This is a genomic window from Citrobacter sp. RHBSTW-00887 (assembly GCF_013728095.1).
GTDB classification, from domain to species: Bacteria; Pseudomonadota; Gammaproteobacteria; order Enterobacterales; family Enterobacteriaceae; genus Citrobacter; species Citrobacter braakii.
In genome coordinates, this window is the sequence record NZ_CP056267.1 from 3862282 (window position 1) to 3878690 (window position 16409).

General features: G+C 50.9%; 17 protein-coding genes and 1 tRNA gene. 10 read left to right on the forward strand and 8 right to left on the reverse strand.

The genetic code is table 11. The features are described from left to right. The first annotated feature begins 61 nt into the window (after positions 1-61). The 3 genes from HV314_RS18495 (at position 62) to torS (ending at position 4677) form a co-directional block, all read left to right on the forward strand. Positions 62-388, forward strand: coding sequence for a hypothetical protein (locus HV314_RS18495; protein ID WP_016152147.1), 327 nt, complete (start codon positions 62-64; stop codon positions 386-388). Between the two features lie 321 nt (positions 389-709). Beyond that, positions 710-1690, forward strand: a complete 981-nt coding sequence (locus HV314_RS18500) for an IS5-like element ISKpn26 family transposase (RefSeq protein ID WP_181546410.1) — start codon at positions 710-712, stop codon at positions 1688-1690. 200 nt (positions 1691-1890) lie between these two features. Next, the gene (gene torS / locus HV314_RS18505) at positions 1891-4677 is read left to right on the forward strand and encodes a TMAO reductase system sensor histidine kinase/response regulator TorS (RefSeq protein ID WP_181546412.1); all 2787 of its coding nucleotides are present in this window, start codon (positions 1891-1893) and stop codon (positions 4675-4677) included. Between the two features lie 8 nt (positions 4678-4685). Here the strand turns inward: torS and HV314_RS18510 are convergent. Together HV314_RS18510 and HV314_RS18515 are read right to left on the reverse strand one after the other, a co-directional pair. Next, positions 4686-4762 (reverse strand) — tRNA-Arg (locus HV314_RS18510). A 39-nt stretch (positions 4763-4801) separates the two neighbouring features. Beyond that, entirely contained in the window at positions 4802-4981 is a 180-nt protein-coding gene (locus HV314_RS18515; protein ID WP_016152134.1) for a hypothetical protein, read from the reverse strand. A 36-nt stretch (positions 4982-5017) separates the two neighbouring features. Between HV314_RS18515 and fimW the strand changes: the two genes are divergently transcribed. The 4 genes from fimW to fimZ all read left to right on the forward strand — a co-directional run bounded on the left by fimW (position 5018) and on the right by fimZ (position 7939). Beyond that, positions 5018-5611, forward strand: a complete 594-nt coding sequence (gene fimW, locus HV314_RS18520) for a fimbria biosynthesis transcriptional regulator FimW (protein WP_181546414.1) — start codon at positions 5018-5020, stop codon at positions 5609-5611. A 192-nt stretch (positions 5612-5803) separates the two neighbouring features. After that, entirely contained in the window at positions 5804-6046 is a 243-nt protein-coding gene (locus HV314_RS27195; protein ID WP_196093686.1) for a hypothetical protein, read from the forward strand. Continuing rightward, entirely contained in the window at positions 5997-6719 is a 723-nt protein-coding gene (fimY, locus tag HV314_RS18525) for a fimbria biosynthesis regulator FimY (protein ID WP_046276057.1), read from the forward strand. The genes HV314_RS27195 and fimY overlap by 50 nt, the downstream gene beginning before the upstream one ends. Positions 6720-7306: 587 nt before the next feature. Beyond that, positions 7307-7939 carry a fimbria biosynthesis transcriptional regulator FimZ gene (fimZ, locus tag HV314_RS18530; protein WP_016152131.1) on the forward strand — a complete coding sequence of 211 codons (633 nt, stop codon included), beginning with the start codon at positions 7307-7309 and terminating at the stop codon, positions 7937-7939. 49 nt (positions 7940-7988) lie between these two features. Here fimZ and sfmF read toward each other — a convergent pair whose 3' ends face one another. The 6 genes from sfmF to fimA form a co-directional block, all read right to left on the reverse strand. Continuing rightward, positions 7989-8525 (reverse strand): fimbria assembly protein, encoded by a 537-nt coding sequence (gene sfmF, locus HV314_RS18535; protein WP_047358037.1) that lies wholly within the window; start codon positions 8523-8525, stop codon positions 7989-7991. Continuing rightward, positions 8518-9525, reverse strand: coding sequence for a type 1 fimbria D-mannose specific adhesin FimH (gene fimH / locus HV314_RS18540; protein WP_016155910.1), 1008 nt, complete (start codon positions 9523-9525; stop codon positions 8518-8520). Before fimH ends, sfmF begins: the two co-directional genes overlap by 8 nt. A 4-nt stretch (positions 9526-9529) precedes the next feature. Then, complete coding sequence (locus tag HV314_RS18545; protein ID WP_181546416.1) at positions 9530-12151, reverse strand: fimbrial biogenesis usher protein; 2622 nt, start codon at positions 12149-12151, stop codon at positions 9530-9532. Between the two features lie 7 nt (positions 12152-12158). Continuing rightward, positions 12159-12851, reverse strand: coding sequence for a type 1 fimbria chaperone FimC (gene fimC, locus HV314_RS18550; protein WP_016152127.1), 693 nt, complete (start codon positions 12849-12851; stop codon positions 12159-12161). Between the two features lie 41 nt (positions 12852-12892). Continuing rightward, entirely contained in the window at positions 12893-13426 is a 534-nt protein-coding gene (gene fimI / locus HV314_RS18555) for a type 1 fimbrial protein subunit FimI (RefSeq protein WP_016152126.1), read from the reverse strand. A gap of 77 nt (positions 13427-13503) precedes the next feature. Further along, complete coding sequence (gene fimA / locus HV314_RS18560) at positions 13504-14058, reverse strand: type 1 fimbrial major subunit FimA (RefSeq protein ID WP_032931075.1); 555 nt, start codon at positions 14056-14058, stop codon at positions 13504-13506. 575 nt (positions 14059-14633) lie between these two features. Between fimA and folD the strand changes: the two genes are divergently transcribed. The 3 genes from folD to HV314_RS18575 all read left to right on the forward strand — a co-directional run bounded on the left by folD (position 14634) and on the right by HV314_RS18575 (position 16362). After that, entirely contained in the window at positions 14634-15500 is an 867-nt protein-coding gene (gene folD, locus HV314_RS18565; RefSeq protein WP_131380847.1) for a bifunctional methylenetetrahydrofolate dehydrogenase/methenyltetrahydrofolate cyclohydrolase FolD, read from the forward strand. 1 nt (position 15501) lies between these two features. Next, positions 15502-15714, forward strand: a complete 213-nt coding sequence (gene ybcJ, locus HV314_RS18570) for a ribosome-associated protein YbcJ (RefSeq protein ID WP_016152124.1) — start codon at positions 15502-15504, stop codon at positions 15712-15714. Between the two features lie 123 nt (positions 15715-15837). Beyond that, a complete protein-coding gene (locus tag HV314_RS18575) occupies positions 15838-16362 on the forward strand; it encodes a metal-dependent hydrolase (RefSeq protein ID WP_181546418.1) in 525 nt (174 codons plus the stop codon). Positions 16363-16409: the final 47 nt, after the last annotated feature.

Here is a 16409-nt window from a genome sequence, read left to right on the forward strand (position 1 = left end):
ACGCCGCTGACAGCCCTCATCAATTATAATTTCTTCCGTAAACCCAAACAGGAGAAATATGATGAATAAGATATCTTCTTTTTTCGCTATCGCGTTTTTTATTTCAGCTGGCGTTAATGCGGCAGACACCCCCAAAATGCATCAGCAGGCCGCAGCAGCCCATGAAATGATGAATAACAGCAGTGCCCCTGCACATCAACAAATGGCACAAGAACACGTCGCGCAGACGAATAATTCAACGTCAACGCCATCCCAGGCACGCCCCTTTTCACAAATGAATAAACATGAAAAAGCGATGGTCGTTCATCAGTCAGTGAATAACGGTCATTCATATGCTCATGAGGTTCAGGCCAGGCAGCACCGTGCACAGATCCCCGCGCAAGGGTAACGTTGTCCTGTGTTGAATAAAATGTCCATCAATACACTATGTATGAATATTGCGGACAAAACGCGCCACGCAGGCCTGTACATTTACAAGCCTGCGTTCCTGCCGTTAATGTCAATATTAATATTTCTTTAAACACTTCATTAAAAAGTAAATATAATTAAGCGCTTTATCTCACTTGTATAAAACACGTAATTCACCTGCTTGTAATGTTGCATATTACAGCCCCCACACCCTCACCATTAATATAAATTAGGGAAGGTGCGAACAAGTTCCTGATATGAGATCATCATATTCATCCGGAGCGCATCCCAGAGGGACATCATGAGCCATCAACTCACCTTCGCCGATAGTGAATTCAGCACTAAGCGCCGTCAGACCCGAAAAGAGATTTTCCTCTCCCGCATGGAGCAGATTCTGCCATGGCAGAATATGACCGCTGTCATCGAGCCGTTTTATCCCAAGGCGGGCAATGGCCGACGGCCCTATCCGCTGGAGACCATGCTGCGTATTCACCGCATGCAGCATTGGTACAACCTGAGCGACGGTGCCATGGAAGATGCCCTGTACGAAATCGCCTCCATGCGCCTGTTTGCCCGATTATCCCTGGATAGCGCCCTGCCGGATCGCACCACCATCATGAATTTCCGCCACCTGCTCGAGCTGCATCAACTGGCCCGTCAATTGTTCAAGACCATCAATCGCTGGCTGGCCGAAGCAGGCGTCATGATGACCCAAGGCACTTTGGTGGATGCCACCATCATTGAGGCACCCAGCTCTACCAAGAACAAAGAGCAGCAACGCGATCCGGAGATGCATCAGACCAAGAAAGGCAATCAGTGGCACTTTGGCATGAAGGCCCACATTGGTGTCGATGCCAAGAGTGGCCTGACCCACAGCCTAGTCACCACCGCGGCCAACGAGCATGACCTCAATCAGCTGGGTAATCTGCTTCATGGAGAGGAGCAATTTGTCTCAGCCGATGCCGGCTACCAAGGAGCGCCACAGCGCGAGGAGCTGGCCGAGGTGGATGTGGACTGGCTGATCGCCGAGCGTCCCGGCAAGGTAAAAACCTTGAAGCAGCATCCGCGCAAGAACAAAACGGCCATCAACATCGAATACATGAAAGCCAGCATCCGTGCCAAGGTGGAGCACCCGTTTCGCATCATCAAGCGGCAGTTCGGCTTCGTGAAAGCCAGATACAAGGGGCTGCTGAAAAACGATAACCAACTGGCGATGTTATTCACCCTGGCCAACCTGTTTCGGGTGGACCAAATGATACGTCAGTGGGAGAGATCTCAGTAAAAACCGGAAATAACGCCAGAAATGGTGGAAAAAATAGCCTAAATAGGCTGATTCGATGTGTTTGCGGGAAAAAAATCGGCCCAGATCCGCGAAATTTTAATCAGCGAGTCAGCTTGGGAAGAAATGACCTGCTTATTCGCACCTTCCCTAGTTGCTTTCCTCTTTTGGACTCAACCTTTTTAATCTGTGGCGACCCGACAGTGAATTTATCTCTGACCAAACGACTGTGGATAGGCTTCGGGCTGATGGCGGCACTGACCCTCATTAGTACGCTGGTAGGCTGGTATAACCTGCGTTTTGTCAGCCAGGTTGAGCAGGCCAATACCCAGGCGCTGATCCCGACCATGGACATGGCGCGCCAGCTCAGCGAAGCCAGCGCCTGGGAACTGTTTTCCGCGCAGAATCTGACCACCGCAGATAATGAAAATATGTGGCTGGCTCAGGGGCGTATGTTAACCGCCCAAAGCCTGAAAATAACCGCTTTACTAAAAACCCTGCGCGAGCAGGGCTTTGACACGTCGGCCATTGAACAACAGGAAAAAGAGATCGCCCAGTCGTTAAGCCATCAGGGGGAGTTGGTTGGCGAACGTCTGAAACTGCGCAATCGGCAGCAACAGCTCAGCCAACATATTGTTGAGGCTACCGCCGACGTTGCCGAAATGGCGCGCGGTCAGGCCAGTAATGCCGCCACCTCGGCGGGCGCTACGCAGGCAAGCATTTATGACTTGATTGAGAGCCATCAGGGGCAGGCGGCGGAACACGCTCTCGACAGGCTTATCGATATCGATCTGGAATATTATAACCAGATGAATGAACTGCGCCTGAGCGCGCTACGCGTGCAGCAAATGGTGATGAATCTGGGAAATAACCAGGCGCAGAATAACCTTGCAGCGCTGGAAACCCAGCTTAATGCCGCCGTCAGAGTGCTTCACCGCCGACAAATACGCATTGAAGATCCGGTGGTACGCACTCAGGTTGCCGGCGCTGTAAATTCGATAAGCCGTTATGTCGATCTGCTGGCCCTGTATCGTCAGGATAATGACATCACCACCCGCTTACAGATCTTATCGCAGAACAATATCGAGCAATTTACCCGTTTCAGTAGCGAAGTGAGTCAGTTGGTAGAAATCATTGGCCAACGCAATCAGACCGGGCTGGCGCATCTCAAACAGGCCAGCCAGCGCGGGCAAACGCTGCTGCTGCTGTTAGGTGCGGTGTCATTGTGCTTGTTAATTCTCATTCTTTGGCGCGTAGTTTACCGCTCGGTCACGCGTCCGTTGGCGCAGCAAACCCAGGCGTTACAGCGTCTGCTTGAAGGTGATATTGACTCCCCATTTCCGGAAACAGCGGGCGTTCGCGAACTGGATACCATCGGGCGGTTAATGGACGCCTTTCGCGGCAGCGTTCACGCCCTTAATAGCCATCGCGAACATCTGGCCGCTCAGGTAAAAGCTCGCACCGCCGAGCTGCGTTCTATGGTGTCTGAACACCGTCAGGCGCGGGCAGAAGCCGAAAAAGCCAACCAGGCAAAATCGGCGTTTCTGGCCGCCATGAGCCATGAAATACGCACCCCGCTGTATGGGATCCTCGGAACTGCGCAGTTGCTCTCAGACAATCCCGCTCTGGCGCAGCATCAGGAGAATCTGCGCGCAATCACCGACTCTGGCGAGTCTCTGCTGACCATCCTCAACGATATCCTGGACTATTCCGCCATCGAAGCGGGCGGAAAAAATGTGGCGATCGGCGATGAACCTTTTGAGCCCAGACCCTTGCTGGAAAGTACGCTTCAGCTCATGCACGGTCGCGTTGTGGGTCGCCCGGTCGTGCTAGTTACGGATTTTGCCGACGATGTCCCCGACTCCCTACGCGGCGATCCGCGCCGCATTCGGCAAATCATAACTAACCTATTAAACAACGCGCTGCGCTTTACCGATCGCGGACACATCACCCTGCGTAGCCGATGTAAAGACCAGAACTGGTATATTGAGGTTGAGGACACGGGATGCGGGATTGATCCTGTCCATCAGCGCGATATTTTTCAGCCGTTTGTTCAGGTTAGCGGTAAACGTGGGGGGACCGGGCTTGGACTCACTATCAGTGCCAGCCTTGCGCAGGCGATGCAGGGAGAACTGAGCGTCACCAGTACGCCGGGAGTCGGAAGCTGCTTTCGTCTGCGTCTGCCATTACGGGCTGGCGCGATGCCGGTAGCTAAATCCGTTCCACGTGCCATATCGTTACAGGGTTTACGCTTACTGCTAATCGAGGATAACCCCCTCACGCAGCGCATCAGTACAGAAATGCTCACCCTCAATGGCGCCCAGGTCACCGCTGCAGACAGTGCGGCTGCGGCGCTCACCATACTGCAGCAAGACGCCCAGTATAATGCCGCGCTGGTTGATTTTGATCTTCCGGATATCGACGGCATCACGCTGGCGCAACAGTTAACCCGCGAGTTTCCGACGTTAAAGCTAATAGGCTTTAGCGCACACGTCATCGACGAAACGCTAAGCCAAAGAACCAGCACCCTGTTTCTCGGCGTTATTCAAAAACCGGTTCCCCAGGATGAACTCAGTCGGCTCATTACCCATTATCTGCACGGTAACGCCCCTCTCCCGGTTGCATTAGAAAATGACAACCAACGGTTAAATACCCAGCAATTAGCCGGGGATATCCAGCTAATGGGATGGCAAAAGGTGCACGAATGGTTAGCGCTCTTTAAGCAACACACCCTTCCTGTATTAGATGAGATTGACGCAGCGCGCGCAGCATGTGAGTACGAGAAGATAAAACGTCTGGCACATCAACTAAAAAGCAGCTGCGCCAGCATGGGGATGCGTTCTGCCAGCAGGATGTGCGCAGCGCTTGAACAGCAGCCGCTAGCTGATTTTTCACTCAGAGAGGAAGTACAACTAAGTCTTACAGAAGTGGAAATGTGGTTGGCAAAAGAAAATTTGTCGCGATTAGCCGAAGCTGAACATCAGAAGTGACGTTGAAATGGTACGCCCTGTAGGATTCGAACCTACGACCTACGGCTTAGAAGGCCGTTGCTCTATCCAACTGAGCTAAGGGCGCATTGCGAAGTGATTACTTCATGCAGATGAAACGCGTGAATTATACGGTCAGCGCTTGCTGAGTCAATGCCTTTTGTTTCGGTTGCTGGCGAAGTGTACGAATGTTGATTTTTTCTGCTCGTTCAAAGGTATCCAGGAAATCACCTGGTAACAACTCAGCCCGCAAAACGTCAGATTTAGGGATACATGTATTTAGAATATTTATGATTTTGCTTAACATTCCTTTATCCCCTCTCCAGTGGTCAGGAACTCTTTAATGTTAAGTATCGCCATCAAGGAAGAAAACAGTCACTTCGAACATGGACTGAAAATCATCATCTCCCATCTGGCAAATCAGTGGCATCAGGAGATTAGCTTTTTACCTGTCGAAGATATCGATCGCGCTGAAATCGCGTTTATCTCACTGGATGAAGATTGGCTCAGCGCCGATTGTTACATGGTTCCTGTCCACACCAGGTGCCAACACCGGGTGGTCATCTGTAGCAAAAACGACAAAGATAAGCTGATGTTCCGCCCCTGCCTGTACATGTTGCCACTGATTTATCGGGAAGATGACGTCGACGAGATAACCAAAAAACTGGTCCTCATCCTGCAAAAACGCGCACTGCGCACTAGCGTGCCCGCGACTATCTGCCATTACTGCACCACCCGCAACTTTTCTATCGAAGAACGCCAGTTCTTAATGTTTCTCGCCAGCGGGTATACGTTAGCCGAAACGGCTCATCTGCTCTCAGTCAGTGATATCCAGGCCAAATCGACCCGCCGCAGCATTATGAAAAAGCTGCATGTGAAAAACGATCAGCAATTCTTAAGATACATCCGCGCACATCTGAACTTTCTGCAAAATTAGACGGGGTATCTCTGCCTAATTTTTATTGAGAAATATCTCATCATGGATTAAGCATCGGCTCCTACTGTACCTGGCTTCAGGCTGCGAGAATAATCCGGTCATACTATTTCCGGGGCAACAGAAAGACACACCCGGTAATATTTTATCTAATCTCAGAGAGAGGTTGAACTGGATAAAACGGTCTTTTGGGCATTGAGTAAGACATCAGAAAACTTCCGGCAGATTATTCTGATGGAGTACGCAATTGCCAGTCTGATGATTGTTGAAGCACTGAAACCCAACGGCACAAGTCAACTCACCTTTGCGCTGACAAAAGTTTGGTTCAGGGATGCCTGTAGTCAGCAATTTATCCAGACCTGCCGCAACAGAAATGGAATGGAAAAGGATGCACAGTGCAAAACGCCGGGACCGCTATCGCCGTATACGAAACGCTAACTGTAGCTGGCAATTTCCCCACTGTACCTCACAGGTATTTGACCGGATCGAGTATCTGGCGCAAAAACTCGAATACACCTTACCGGACGGCACTATATCTCAGGCGATAATTACGACAGACTACTATCTGGCCTATGCGCTGAGTCGACATTTATTCTCAGGTACTCGCACGGCGATCTTCCAGAGCGTTGAATCGACTTTGCTCAGCATGCAAGAGCCGGTAATTAGCCAGTTAGTGATTGACATTGAAAGCTTAACAATCCCTTATTTCGATATACTTGAAAGCCTGCGCCAGCTAATTAAGAAGCATAATGACATCCAAATCTTCATAATGCTTTCCAGTCGCGATGAAGACCTCACTACATTTATTTCACTGTCCGGTCCATTTTATATCTTGCCACGCAATTTGCGCCTCCCCGAGATGCGCCATGCCTTATTATCTCCGGTTCTTAACTATATTCATTCCAGGCGTATAAATCAGCTCGACTGGGAGCTGATTACCTTACTATTGCAGGGTAACTCCTTAAAAAAGATTGCATTGTTACAGGCACAACCCTACCACCGCATCATCTATCGCCTGAACCAGTTGATTACGCGCCTTGGATTACCCAGCAGGCAGCGCTTTTTGCATCTGATACACCGCCTCAACGTTACCTCTCCCCATTTAATTTAACACCATAACTCATTGTGCTATAAGATTTTTTAGGAAATTACTTATTATTGAATAAGAAAAAAGATCTAATTTTTACAAATATTTAATATTTACAACTATTCCTGGTATTATGCCTGGAGGCACACTCACACTTAACCTTACTGATCCTGTGCATTTCAATAAAAAATAGTCCTATTGCAGCCTTAACAAAACCTAAACAATTGGTTTATTGTGTCGTTTTTACTGTTTAAAAAAAATTTTCAATCTGCCATAATTCGAACCACAGATAAATAATACCAATAGTCATTAACACATCTGGATCTTTCAGAATATCCTAACTGACATTAACAACCAGGATGTTGTAAGTCTTTTCCGAATGAGCAGAGCAGGTATAATCCCCACAGTTTCCTGATTAATTGTTAGTTTTCCCGGTGTGAAATGGATTTTCCACAAATTCATTGTTCTGCAGAAGAACAACCGAATAAACAAGGATGAAATAATATTTATTCGGCTCTCCCTCAGAACAATTCTTGGCTATTTGACAATATTATAACGCCTGATGTTTTATCAAATTCGCAAGATACGCAAACAGTTTGAGGCATACAACAATGAAACCAGCATCCGTTATCATTATGGACGAACACCCTATTGTCAGAATGTCGATAGAAGTACTACTCGAGAAAAACAGTAATATTCAGGTAGTGTTGAAAACCGATGACAGCCGTACGGCAATAGAACATCTGCGCACGTACCCGGTCGATCTTGTCATCCTGGATATTGAACTGCCTGGTTCTGATGGGTTTACATTACTCAAAAGAATAAAGTCATTGCAGGAGAAAACTCGGGTACTGTTTCTGTCCTCAAAATCCGAGTCGTTTTATGCCGGGCGTGCTATCCGGGCCGGTGCAAATGGGTTTGTCAGTAAACGAAAGGATCTCAATGATATCTACAATGCGGTAAAAATGATTTTATCGGGATATTCCTTTTTCCCTTCGGATACCCTTAATTTCATTAACAATATAAATGCACAAAAAGGCGTCTTACATGACATGCCGCTCTCTAACCGTGAAGTTACCGTTTTGCGTTATCTGGCAAACGGGCTATCCAATAAGGAAATTGCTGAGCAGTTGTTACTCAGCAATAAAACGATTAGCGCTCACAAGGCTAATATCTACTCCAAGCTCGGGTTGCACACCATCGTTGAGCTGATCGATTACGCAAAAATGCATGAATTAATGTAATAACACTCCCGGCGAGATTTCGTTCGGGAGTGTTTTGTTAGCGCATTGATTAGTTATAGTTAATCATGAACGTGGCATCAGCCCTGGCAATGCCAGGCTGAACCCCAGCAGCTAACGCGATATAGTTTGCGAAAAAGGTCAGCGTGGCATTGCCGTTCTCATCAATCCCCACCGTCTGGCTGGCCTGTTCGAGCGGCAATCGCGTACGGTCGCTGTCGTGTAGTTCGATCGCCACCTTTTGCGCCATCACCGCATCATCAAGCGCCAGCAACGTCGTGCCCGGGGCCGGAGTTCCGGAAAACGTTATCGAAGCGGAACCCGGCGGGCAGCCTTCTAGCTTCAGCGTAAACGCGACCGGTTGAGTAGTATCTCCGCTGGTCTGAAGCTGCTTGGTCGGCCAGGTGCCTAGCTCCACCGACTTATTGCTGTCGCTGGCAATTACCGCGCAGGTAAAGTCCACCACGTTTCCGCGCAGTTCAATATTGATTTCCCCCAGCGACGAAGCGGCATGGCACAACGAGCTGAATGTCAGCAGGCACACCATTGCCAGAAGTGTCCCTGCGGCTGGCGTTTGCTTGTTAGTCATAATCCACTCGCAGATAGCCACGGGCTGTAAAAGGTCCTTCGGTAGGCTTATTGCCCGTTACGCTAACCGGCCATGTTCGAATACCCACGCTCGCCGCGGCGTTATCATCCAGTTGAAACGGGATAGTGCTGGACAGATTATTGGGCGTCAGCGGTTTACCGCTGCTGTCGGCGACAATAAAACCTAAATCGGGATTGTCAGATACCATCATTTGCCCGGTGGCTTTCTCGGCCTCTACACGCATGGTTAAGTAGGCCTGTGCAGCGACGTTGGTGCATTTTATCGCTACAGTTTTGGTCTGCGGATTGATGCCTTCAGGCCGGTTTCCCGCACCTGCCTTGCTAAACAGCGATGCGCCAATATCACCAAAATCAAACTCAACAATCTGCCCGGCGTTTACTTCGCAGTTTTGTGGAACCTCCACTTTGCCGCTGTAGCTGATGGTATAAACCGGCACGCTTAGCGCATCTCCGGTACTGGTCGTGACATAGACGCTGAACATCGTCTGCCGCGGAATCGGCACCATGTTAATAAACGGGCGGATTACTTTGAGCTTAAACACCAGCTTTGAATCCATCACGCCAAAAGGCTGCTGCTTAGGTACGTTTGGGTGAGTCCCCATGCGAATGTAATTACGCGGGGGATAAAATAACCCGGCATAACTATCGGTTATGCTCATGGCCCCCAGCAGGTAGTCATTGAGCTTCAGATACTGGAAGCCGCCTTCGGTACTTTGAACCGGAAGTTCAGTGACATAGCTTCGATAGGTGTAATTTACCGTTGTCCCGGCCGGACAGGTGGCATTCACGCCAACCCAGCCAGATTTTTCCGGTAACGTCACCACCTGTCCCGGCTGGTTGTTACTACTGTTGAAGACATTCGACAGATCGTAAAAAACATCCGTTGGCGTGCCATTCGAGTTTTGGCAGACCGTCGCCCAGGACGAATGGGCCATCAGCAGTAAAGCGCTTCCCAGTAACAAACCCGTTTGTCGTTTCATCGTATTATTCCTGTCGTGCTGACGGAGATTCGCACGTCACGTTCGTGAGCGTTACCGCTTGTTTCAGGCTCTCCTCTGGCAAGGCATAGCGCGCCACGCAGCGCGCGTTTGCGCCTTCCCCCCATTGGATCAACAACTCGCCTTTTAGCGGCAGGCCGCTCAGGTAGATTTGCCCGTCTTCACCCACCATGCTGGTCACGCCGCTGGTGTTTTCACGCACGACGGAGCCAAACGGCACTGGTTTACCGGCATGTTTGGCGGTAATCAGCGCCCGCACACCGATTCGTGTATCAAACACCGCCCGCACCAGCGCCCCTTGCGTTGGCACTACGCTACTGACGTTATTCTCCACATCGGTATTGTTGTTCATGGAATTGGTGTCTAACGCGACGCGGTTATAGCGATAGACGGTGGCATATGGCATCACCGCGTATCCGCGCCAGTCGGTTTGAACGCCGGTCTGGTTCTCTATCCGTACACCCTGCGCGCCCGGCGCTTTAATCAGCACGTTGGTATCGCCCAGAGGCTGACTGAGCGTAATGCCGTCCGCATGCCCCACTACGCCGCCGGAGAGCTGCCAGTTGTAGTCATGCTGGTCACGGTCGTAGTTGTAACCCACGCCCAGCGTACCGTAGGCCGCCTGCCAGTTGGCGCTGGCATTTCCGCTATAGCCATTGGTGCTGCTGTGCCCCTGATTCACGCTGTAGCTCAGGTTGCGCCCATCCAGCAACGTACCGCCGATCCCGCTCTGCCAGCTGTTCTGTCCGTTGCTATTACGGTTGGCATTAAAGGTGGCGTAGGTGCGATCGAGGGCGTTATCACGCGAGTAACGCCGTCCGCTCAGCAGGCTGAACGGTACTGACATATTGAACGCCAGAATACGGTCGGTGTCGGAGATGCCAACCGATTCATTCCACGACCAGGAGAGTGAATAGCTAATCCCCTGCCAGCCGCTGGCATAGCCCAGTTGATACCAGGTATTGGTGTCTGAAGTATTCCAGTACGTCTGCTGACTACCCGAGATATACAGCGATCCGTAATCCCCCAGATTCTGCGAAATGTTGATCTGGAAACGGCCCTTTTTGCTGTAGCTCAGGTTGTGGTAACTCGTCACATTGGGCACGTCGTGGCGATTGCCCTCACTGTCGTATTCGTACTCATAGCCTTCCATACTGCGATACGCCACATCGTCGAGGGTATAGAAGCCACGCGTTGAGTAGCGATACCCCAACAGCTGGAAGTTAGTGCCAAAATTGTTCAGCGATTTCGCATACAAGAAACGTAGAGACTGCCCCTGGTGCGTACTGTCATCCGCCAGTTGGCTGCGCGCATGGGTGAGATCGACAGAAACCGCCCCCCAGTCCCCCAGGTTTCGACCGGTGCCTAAAACCACCGCGGTGTAACGTGAGGCCAACTGCGTACCACCGTATGCGGTATAGCCCTCTGGTAACCCGGCAATTAATGTTCCCTGAAAAAAGAACGGTGAAGATTGCTGGCTATTGCCGCTGCGAAAATCCCCGGCGACAACGTCATATTTAAAACGCCCTTCTCGTTGTAATAAGGGAACGGTGGAGTACGGCACCGTATAGCGTTGCTGGCTGCCGTCCTTCTCATCCACCGTGACCTCAAGATCACCGCTGGATGACGTTGGGTTGAGATCGGTTATCGAGAAAGCGCCGGGTGAAACATAGCTTTGATAAATCACATAGCCATTCTGACGAATGGTCAGTTTCGCTGCGGTACGCGCAATGCCGCGAACGGTAGGCGCGTAGCCCTGTAAGCTGTCGGGATACATACTGTCTGAGGAATAGAGCCGCGCACCGCGAAACCCGACGCTGTCAAAAACGTCGTTGCCAGTGTTGCTGTCGCCCATCACCAGTTCGCCCTTCAGCGGGATAATTGCGCGCTGAAGCCATGTACCGATGTTTTTCCAGCTTTGTGAGTGGTATCCGTCGCCCTTGGAGTAGCTCCACGCACCGTTGTTTCTCAGCCGCCAGGGGCCATAGTTCAGACCACTGAGCATACTGAGGAAATAGCTGTCAGTATCACTGCCGCGGCTGCCGGTAAAGCTGTAGTTAACCAGCGCGGCCGGGATCCCTTCATCCCACTCTTCCGGTGGAATATAGCCGCGCGCGCTGTTTAACATTGACGCCTGTGGCAGGCTGACGTTTAAGCGCAGGGTAGAAAAATCAAACGCAATCTCGCTGCCGGGAATCGCCTCAGGTAGATTGATACAGGTATCGTTCGGATCCTTACTGAGTGCCGGAAACGCGGCGATATTGACGCCAAGGCGCTTCACCCAGTCGAGTCCAAAGCACGGCATCAGCCCACCGGACTTCTCCCCGGCTTTTGCCGCACTGGTAGTAAAACGAATATCCTGAGTGGCAACAAACTCATCGTTGCGCCAGATATCCACGCGATAAACGCCTTCAGGCTGGTGATTGCCTTTTTCAAAACGTGATAAATCCGCCACGGTTGCCGTATCCGCAGATAAAAAGGCCGGATTAAAATAGCTTTCCCCATAGCTTAGAGAGGGAAAGAGCGCCGCCAGCGTGGACAACGCCACCCCCGCCAGCGGTGGCGTAACCCCCGGTAACAGGCCAGGAAAATACGTTGTCTTATTCATCGTTATCTCAACGCACACTAACCGTTTTGGCCGGGGTCACAGCGCCATAATCATTGACCGTCTGGAACGTGACGTTGCCCTGAACGCCCGTGGGTAGCAGGACCTGCGCATCGCTTTTCGGCGCAACCATCACGTTATCGACCTTCGTTTTCCCCACATTGAGATTGACCAACGTGACGTAGTACGCTGACGGATTGTTGATTTTCAGGTGGTTGCCGGAGCGGGAAAAGGTCAGCATTCCTGGTGCATCTTCCGGGATTTGCGGCAGATTATTCGGACGAACGAAAAGTTTGATGCGTGACAGAATCGCCAGTTGCAGAACGTTTTTGCCCTCAAGGCTGTTTTTATTGACTGACGGAATGGCTTTGACGTTCATCCAGAACAGCGACTCACGGTCTTTGGGCAACGGTTCACCGGCATAGATGATACGCAGCGTGTTTTCGCTTTTGGGTTCACTAACAAACAGCGGAGGCGTAACCACAAACGATTTTTCTTTAGCGCCTGCGCTATTCTCAATCCATGAATTAACCAGGTAACGTTCTTTGGTATCGCTATTGCTAATAGACAGGGACGTTTGTTTGGCATCGGCCGGATAAATAACGCGAGTGGCGCCTAATGCAATGCCTCCGGCAGCCTGAACACTGGCAGCAGAAAATAAGGCCAGTAAAAGGATAAAACCTGATTTTAGATAATTAAACATAGCTAAAAATACCTTTGATGCGATTATCGTTGGGAAATAAATCAGGGATAAACCAACGTAAACCACACGTCTGAGCGAAGCGTTCCCGGTGTTATATTTTCCGAGACAGCCCGATAGCGGGCAGTGAAATGAAACGTCATCTCTTGCGTTATAATCGGCGCATAATGAAGCGGCAGGGCATTCGGTATAATTTGCCGTTGGCGCTCGTCAAATAACGCCAGACCAATCCCCGAAGCCGCAGACGCATCACCGCTGGCAAGAAAAACCTGCGGATCTTCCGCTGGCGTCACGCCCGCAAACGCAATCCCAACATGGTCATAAACATCGGAGCTGCACGACGTTAAGCGCAGTGAAAACGGTACGCTGGTAGAGGCGAAGCTTCCCGTCCCAGAGAAAGCATTGGTGCGATACTGCCCCATTTGCACCCGCATATCCTGACTGTCAGTGGCGACCGTACAGGCGCCGTTGACGAGCTGCCCCCGTAAGTGAACGCGGCCACTTTCCAGTATTACCGTATGTGAAAGCACAGGCATTACGCACAGCATTCCCGCCAGCGCCACGCCTTTCCCTATCATCTGCCGCATCCTTCATCATCCCCGGATATTGCCTCATCCATTGAGGCGAACGTCATCCTTGCGCAAATCAAAACGGCTTATTCGTACTTCATGATGAATGTCGCGTCGGCATTTGCCTGACCCGGCGTTGCACTTGCGGCAGTGGCTTTGTAACGTGCAGAGAAACGCAGGGTGTTGGTCCCTTCTACCAGCGCCTGAGCGGTAGAGAAGGTTGCGCCATCCGGCTTCAGCGCGGTGGACGTATTGTCCAGAATTTCAATCCCAACACCGCCCGCAGTTGTACCGTTGTCTGCAGAAGAGACGGCCAGCAGGTTGTTATTGGTATTATCGGACTGGCCAGAGAAAGCAACGGCTGCAGTTGCGGCAACGTTCGGGTCACAGTCGTTCAGCACGATAGAGAACGGAATTTGTGCTGTAGTGTCACCCACTGCGGCAAAACTGGCAGTACGATACTGGCCTAACGTCACAACCTGATCGGATGACTGAGTACTGACTGCACAGGCTGCATTGACCAGTTCACCTTCAAAATGCACAGTACCGCCGCTAACGCTTACCGGATCGGCTGCAACCGCTGCACCGGCGACTAACATCAGGCTGGCAATAACAGAAGAGGTCATTAATTTACGTTTCATGGATTTCCCTTGAATTACACACATCCGGCTCCAGCATCCTGCGGGATCCGTTTGAATCATTATCGACATTAAATGTCAGGCTAATTATCTCTGCATCCTGTAAAGATATATATCGCATGAGAATTAGCTAACCTTTTACCCCAATTCTCCTGAGTATTTGATTCACTAATTATTCCTCGCGAATATGACTATTCGTCACAGCGATAAATTAAACATTTCAATTAATGAAAAATACCTGCAAATCCTTTTAATGACCCTAGCTAATTCTTAATGGGACCTAGGAAAAATCTTGGTGGGAATGAGGTAAAATCCCTCATAATTAACCGTAACAGACTGGTTTGTGGCGCATTACCCCTGAATATACCAGGGTGATGAGTTGTTTCATTCACGTTAATTTTAATTAGCATGCTCATTAATTATCCGCAAGGCTTATGCCTTTGTCCTGATCCCATTCGCAGATCGTGACGCCCCCTGGCGCACGTAAAAATGCAAACGAAAACTGACAGCACGTCCCGCTTCTGACAAAATAGCGGCATCCCCTTCGATTTAACGTAACAGACGGAATCCTCTCTCTGATGGCAGCAAAGATTATTGACGGTAAAACGATTGCGCAGCAGGTGCGCTCTGAGGTTGCTCAAAAAGTTCAGGCGCGTTTAGCGGCTGGATTACGCGCCCCAGGCCTGGCTGTTGTGCTGGTAGGTAGCAACCCGGCTTCGCAGATTTATGTCGCGAGTAAACGCAAAGCCTGTGACGAGGTGGGGTTTGTCTCCCGCTCCTATGACCTGCCTGAAACCACCAGCGAGGCGGAGCTGCTCGAGCTGATCGATACGCTCAATGCAGATACCACCATCGACGGTATTCTGGTCCAGCTACCGTTACCTGCGGGTATCGACAACGTTAAAGTTCTCGAGCGTATTGCGCCGGATAAAGACGTTGACGGTTTCCACCCGTATAACGTTGGTCGCCTGTGCCAGCGTGCGCCGCGCCTGCGCCCGTGTACTCCGCGCGGTATTGTGACTCTGCTTGAGCGTTACAATATCGACACCTACGGTCTGAATGCGGTCGTTATTGGCGCGTCGAATATTGTTGGCCGCCCGATGAGCATGGAGCTGCTGCTGGCTGGCTGCACCACCACCGTCACCCACCGGTTCACCAAAGATCTGCGTCGCCATGTAGAGCATGCAGACCTGCTGATTGTTGCCGTCGGCAAACCTGGCTTTATTCCCGGCGAGTGGATCAAAGAAGGTGCGATTGTGATTGATGTCGGCATCAACCGTCTGGAGAATGGTAAGGTTGTTGGCGATGTGGCCTTTGAAGATGCTGCCGCACGCGCGTCATATATCACGCCGGTACCCGGCGGCGTAGGCCCAATGACGGTCGCCACACTTATCGAAAACACGCTGCAGGCGTGTGTTGAATATCATGATGTAAAGGACGTTTAAGATGGCCACATTTTCACTGGGTAAACACCCACACGTTGAACTCTGCGATTTACTGAAGCTGGAAGGCTGGAGCGAAAGCGGCGCCCAGGCAAAAATTGCTATTGGCGAAGGGTTAGTGAAGGTCGATGGTGCGGTAGAAACGCGTAAACGCTGCAAAATCGTTGCCGGACAGACCGTCAGCTTTGAAGGCCACAGCATTAACGTCGTGGCGTGATCCCAAGTGCCGGATGAGGTTAACCCCTGTCCGGCCACTTCCTCTCTCCTTTTCAGATAATGACTTCATCACCACTTCACAGTGAACTGTTAGCATGTTGTTTTTCCACACGAAGCGATCATCATGCCAACAATCGTTACCCACGCTGCCGTTCCACTCTGTTTAGGATTAGGTCTCGGGCGTAAAGTCATCCCCCCGCAATTCCTGTTTACTGGCGTCATTCTGGCTATGTTGCCGGATGCCGACGTACTGTCATTTAAGCTTGGCGTCGCCTACGGCAACGTGTTTGGTCACCGCGGTTTTACCCATTCGCTGCTGTTCGCCTTCGTGGTACCGCTGCTCTGCGTATGGATGGGTCGACGATGGTTTAAGGCAGGCTTAATTCGCTGCTGGCTATTCCTGACGGTTTCACTGCTGTCGCACAGCCTGTTGGATTCGGTCACCACTGGCGGCAAAGGCGTCGGCTGGCTGTGGCCGTGGTCGGATGAACGCTTCTTTGCACCGTGGCAGGTGATTAAAGTCGCCCCGTTTGCGCTATCACGCTACGCCACACCATACGGGCACCAGGTGATAATTTCGGAGTTGATATGGGTATGGCTACCGGGAGTTATGATGATGGGTGTGCTGTGGTGGTATCGGAAATATTAATTTGCCGGATACGACAAGCGTCTTATCCGACCGACATTCGTACATTG

Bases quoted from the DNA above. Each gene is read 5' to 3' on its own strand.
- fimC (WP_016152127.1), bottom strand. From the start codon at position 12,851: ATGTTTAATTATCTAAAATCAGGTTTTATCCTTTTACTGGCCTTATTT.
- fimZ (WP_016152131.1), top strand. From the start codon at position 7,307: ATGAAACCAGCATCCGTTATCATTATGGACGAACACCCTATTGTCAGA.
- ybcJ (WP_016152124.1), top strand. From the start codon at position 15,502: ATGGCCACATTTTCACTGGGTAAACACCCACACGTTGAACTCTGCGAT.
- HV314_RS18545 (WP_181546416.1), bottom strand. From the start codon at position 12,151: ATGAATAAGACAACGTATTTTCCTGGCCTGTTACCGGGGGTTACGCCA.
- sfmF (WP_047358037.1), bottom strand. From the start codon at position 8,525: ATGACTAACAAGCAAACGCCAGCCGCAGGGACACTTCTGGCAATGGTG.
- HV314_RS18575 (WP_181546418.1), top strand. From the start codon at position 15,838: ATGCCAACAATCGTTACCCACGCTGCCGTTCCACTCTGTTTAGGATTA.
- HV314_RS18500 (WP_181546410.1), top strand. From the start codon at position 710: ATGAGCCATCAACTCACCTTCGCCGATAGTGAATTCAGCACTAAGCGC.
- fimH (WP_016155910.1), bottom strand. From the start codon at position 9,525: ATGAAACGACAAACGGGTTTGTTACTGGGAAGCGCTTTACTGCTGATG.
- folD (WP_131380847.1), top strand. From the start codon at position 14,634: ATGGCAGCAAAGATTATTGACGGTAAAACGATTGCGCAGCAGGTGCGC.
- fimI (WP_016152126.1), bottom strand. From the start codon at position 13,426: ATGATAGGGAAAGGCGTGGCGCTGGCGGGAATGCTGTGCGTAATGCCT.
- HV314_RS18515 (WP_016152134.1), bottom strand. From the start codon at position 4,981: ATGTTAAGCAAAATCATAAATATTCTAAATACATGTATCCCTAAATCT.
- fimY (WP_046276057.1), top strand. From the start codon at position 5,997: ATGCACAGTGCAAAACGCCGGGACCGCTATCGCCGTATACGAAACGCT.
- fimA (WP_032931075.1), bottom strand. From the start codon at position 14,058: ATGAAACGTAAATTAATGACCTCTTCTGTTATTGCCAGCCTGATGTTA.
- HV314_RS18495 (WP_016152147.1), top strand. From the start codon at position 62: ATGAATAAGATATCTTCTTTTTTCGCTATCGCGTTTTTTATTTCAGCT.
- fimW (WP_181546414.1), top strand. From the start codon at position 5,018: ATGTTAAGTATCGCCATCAAGGAAGAAAACAGTCACTTCGAACATGGA.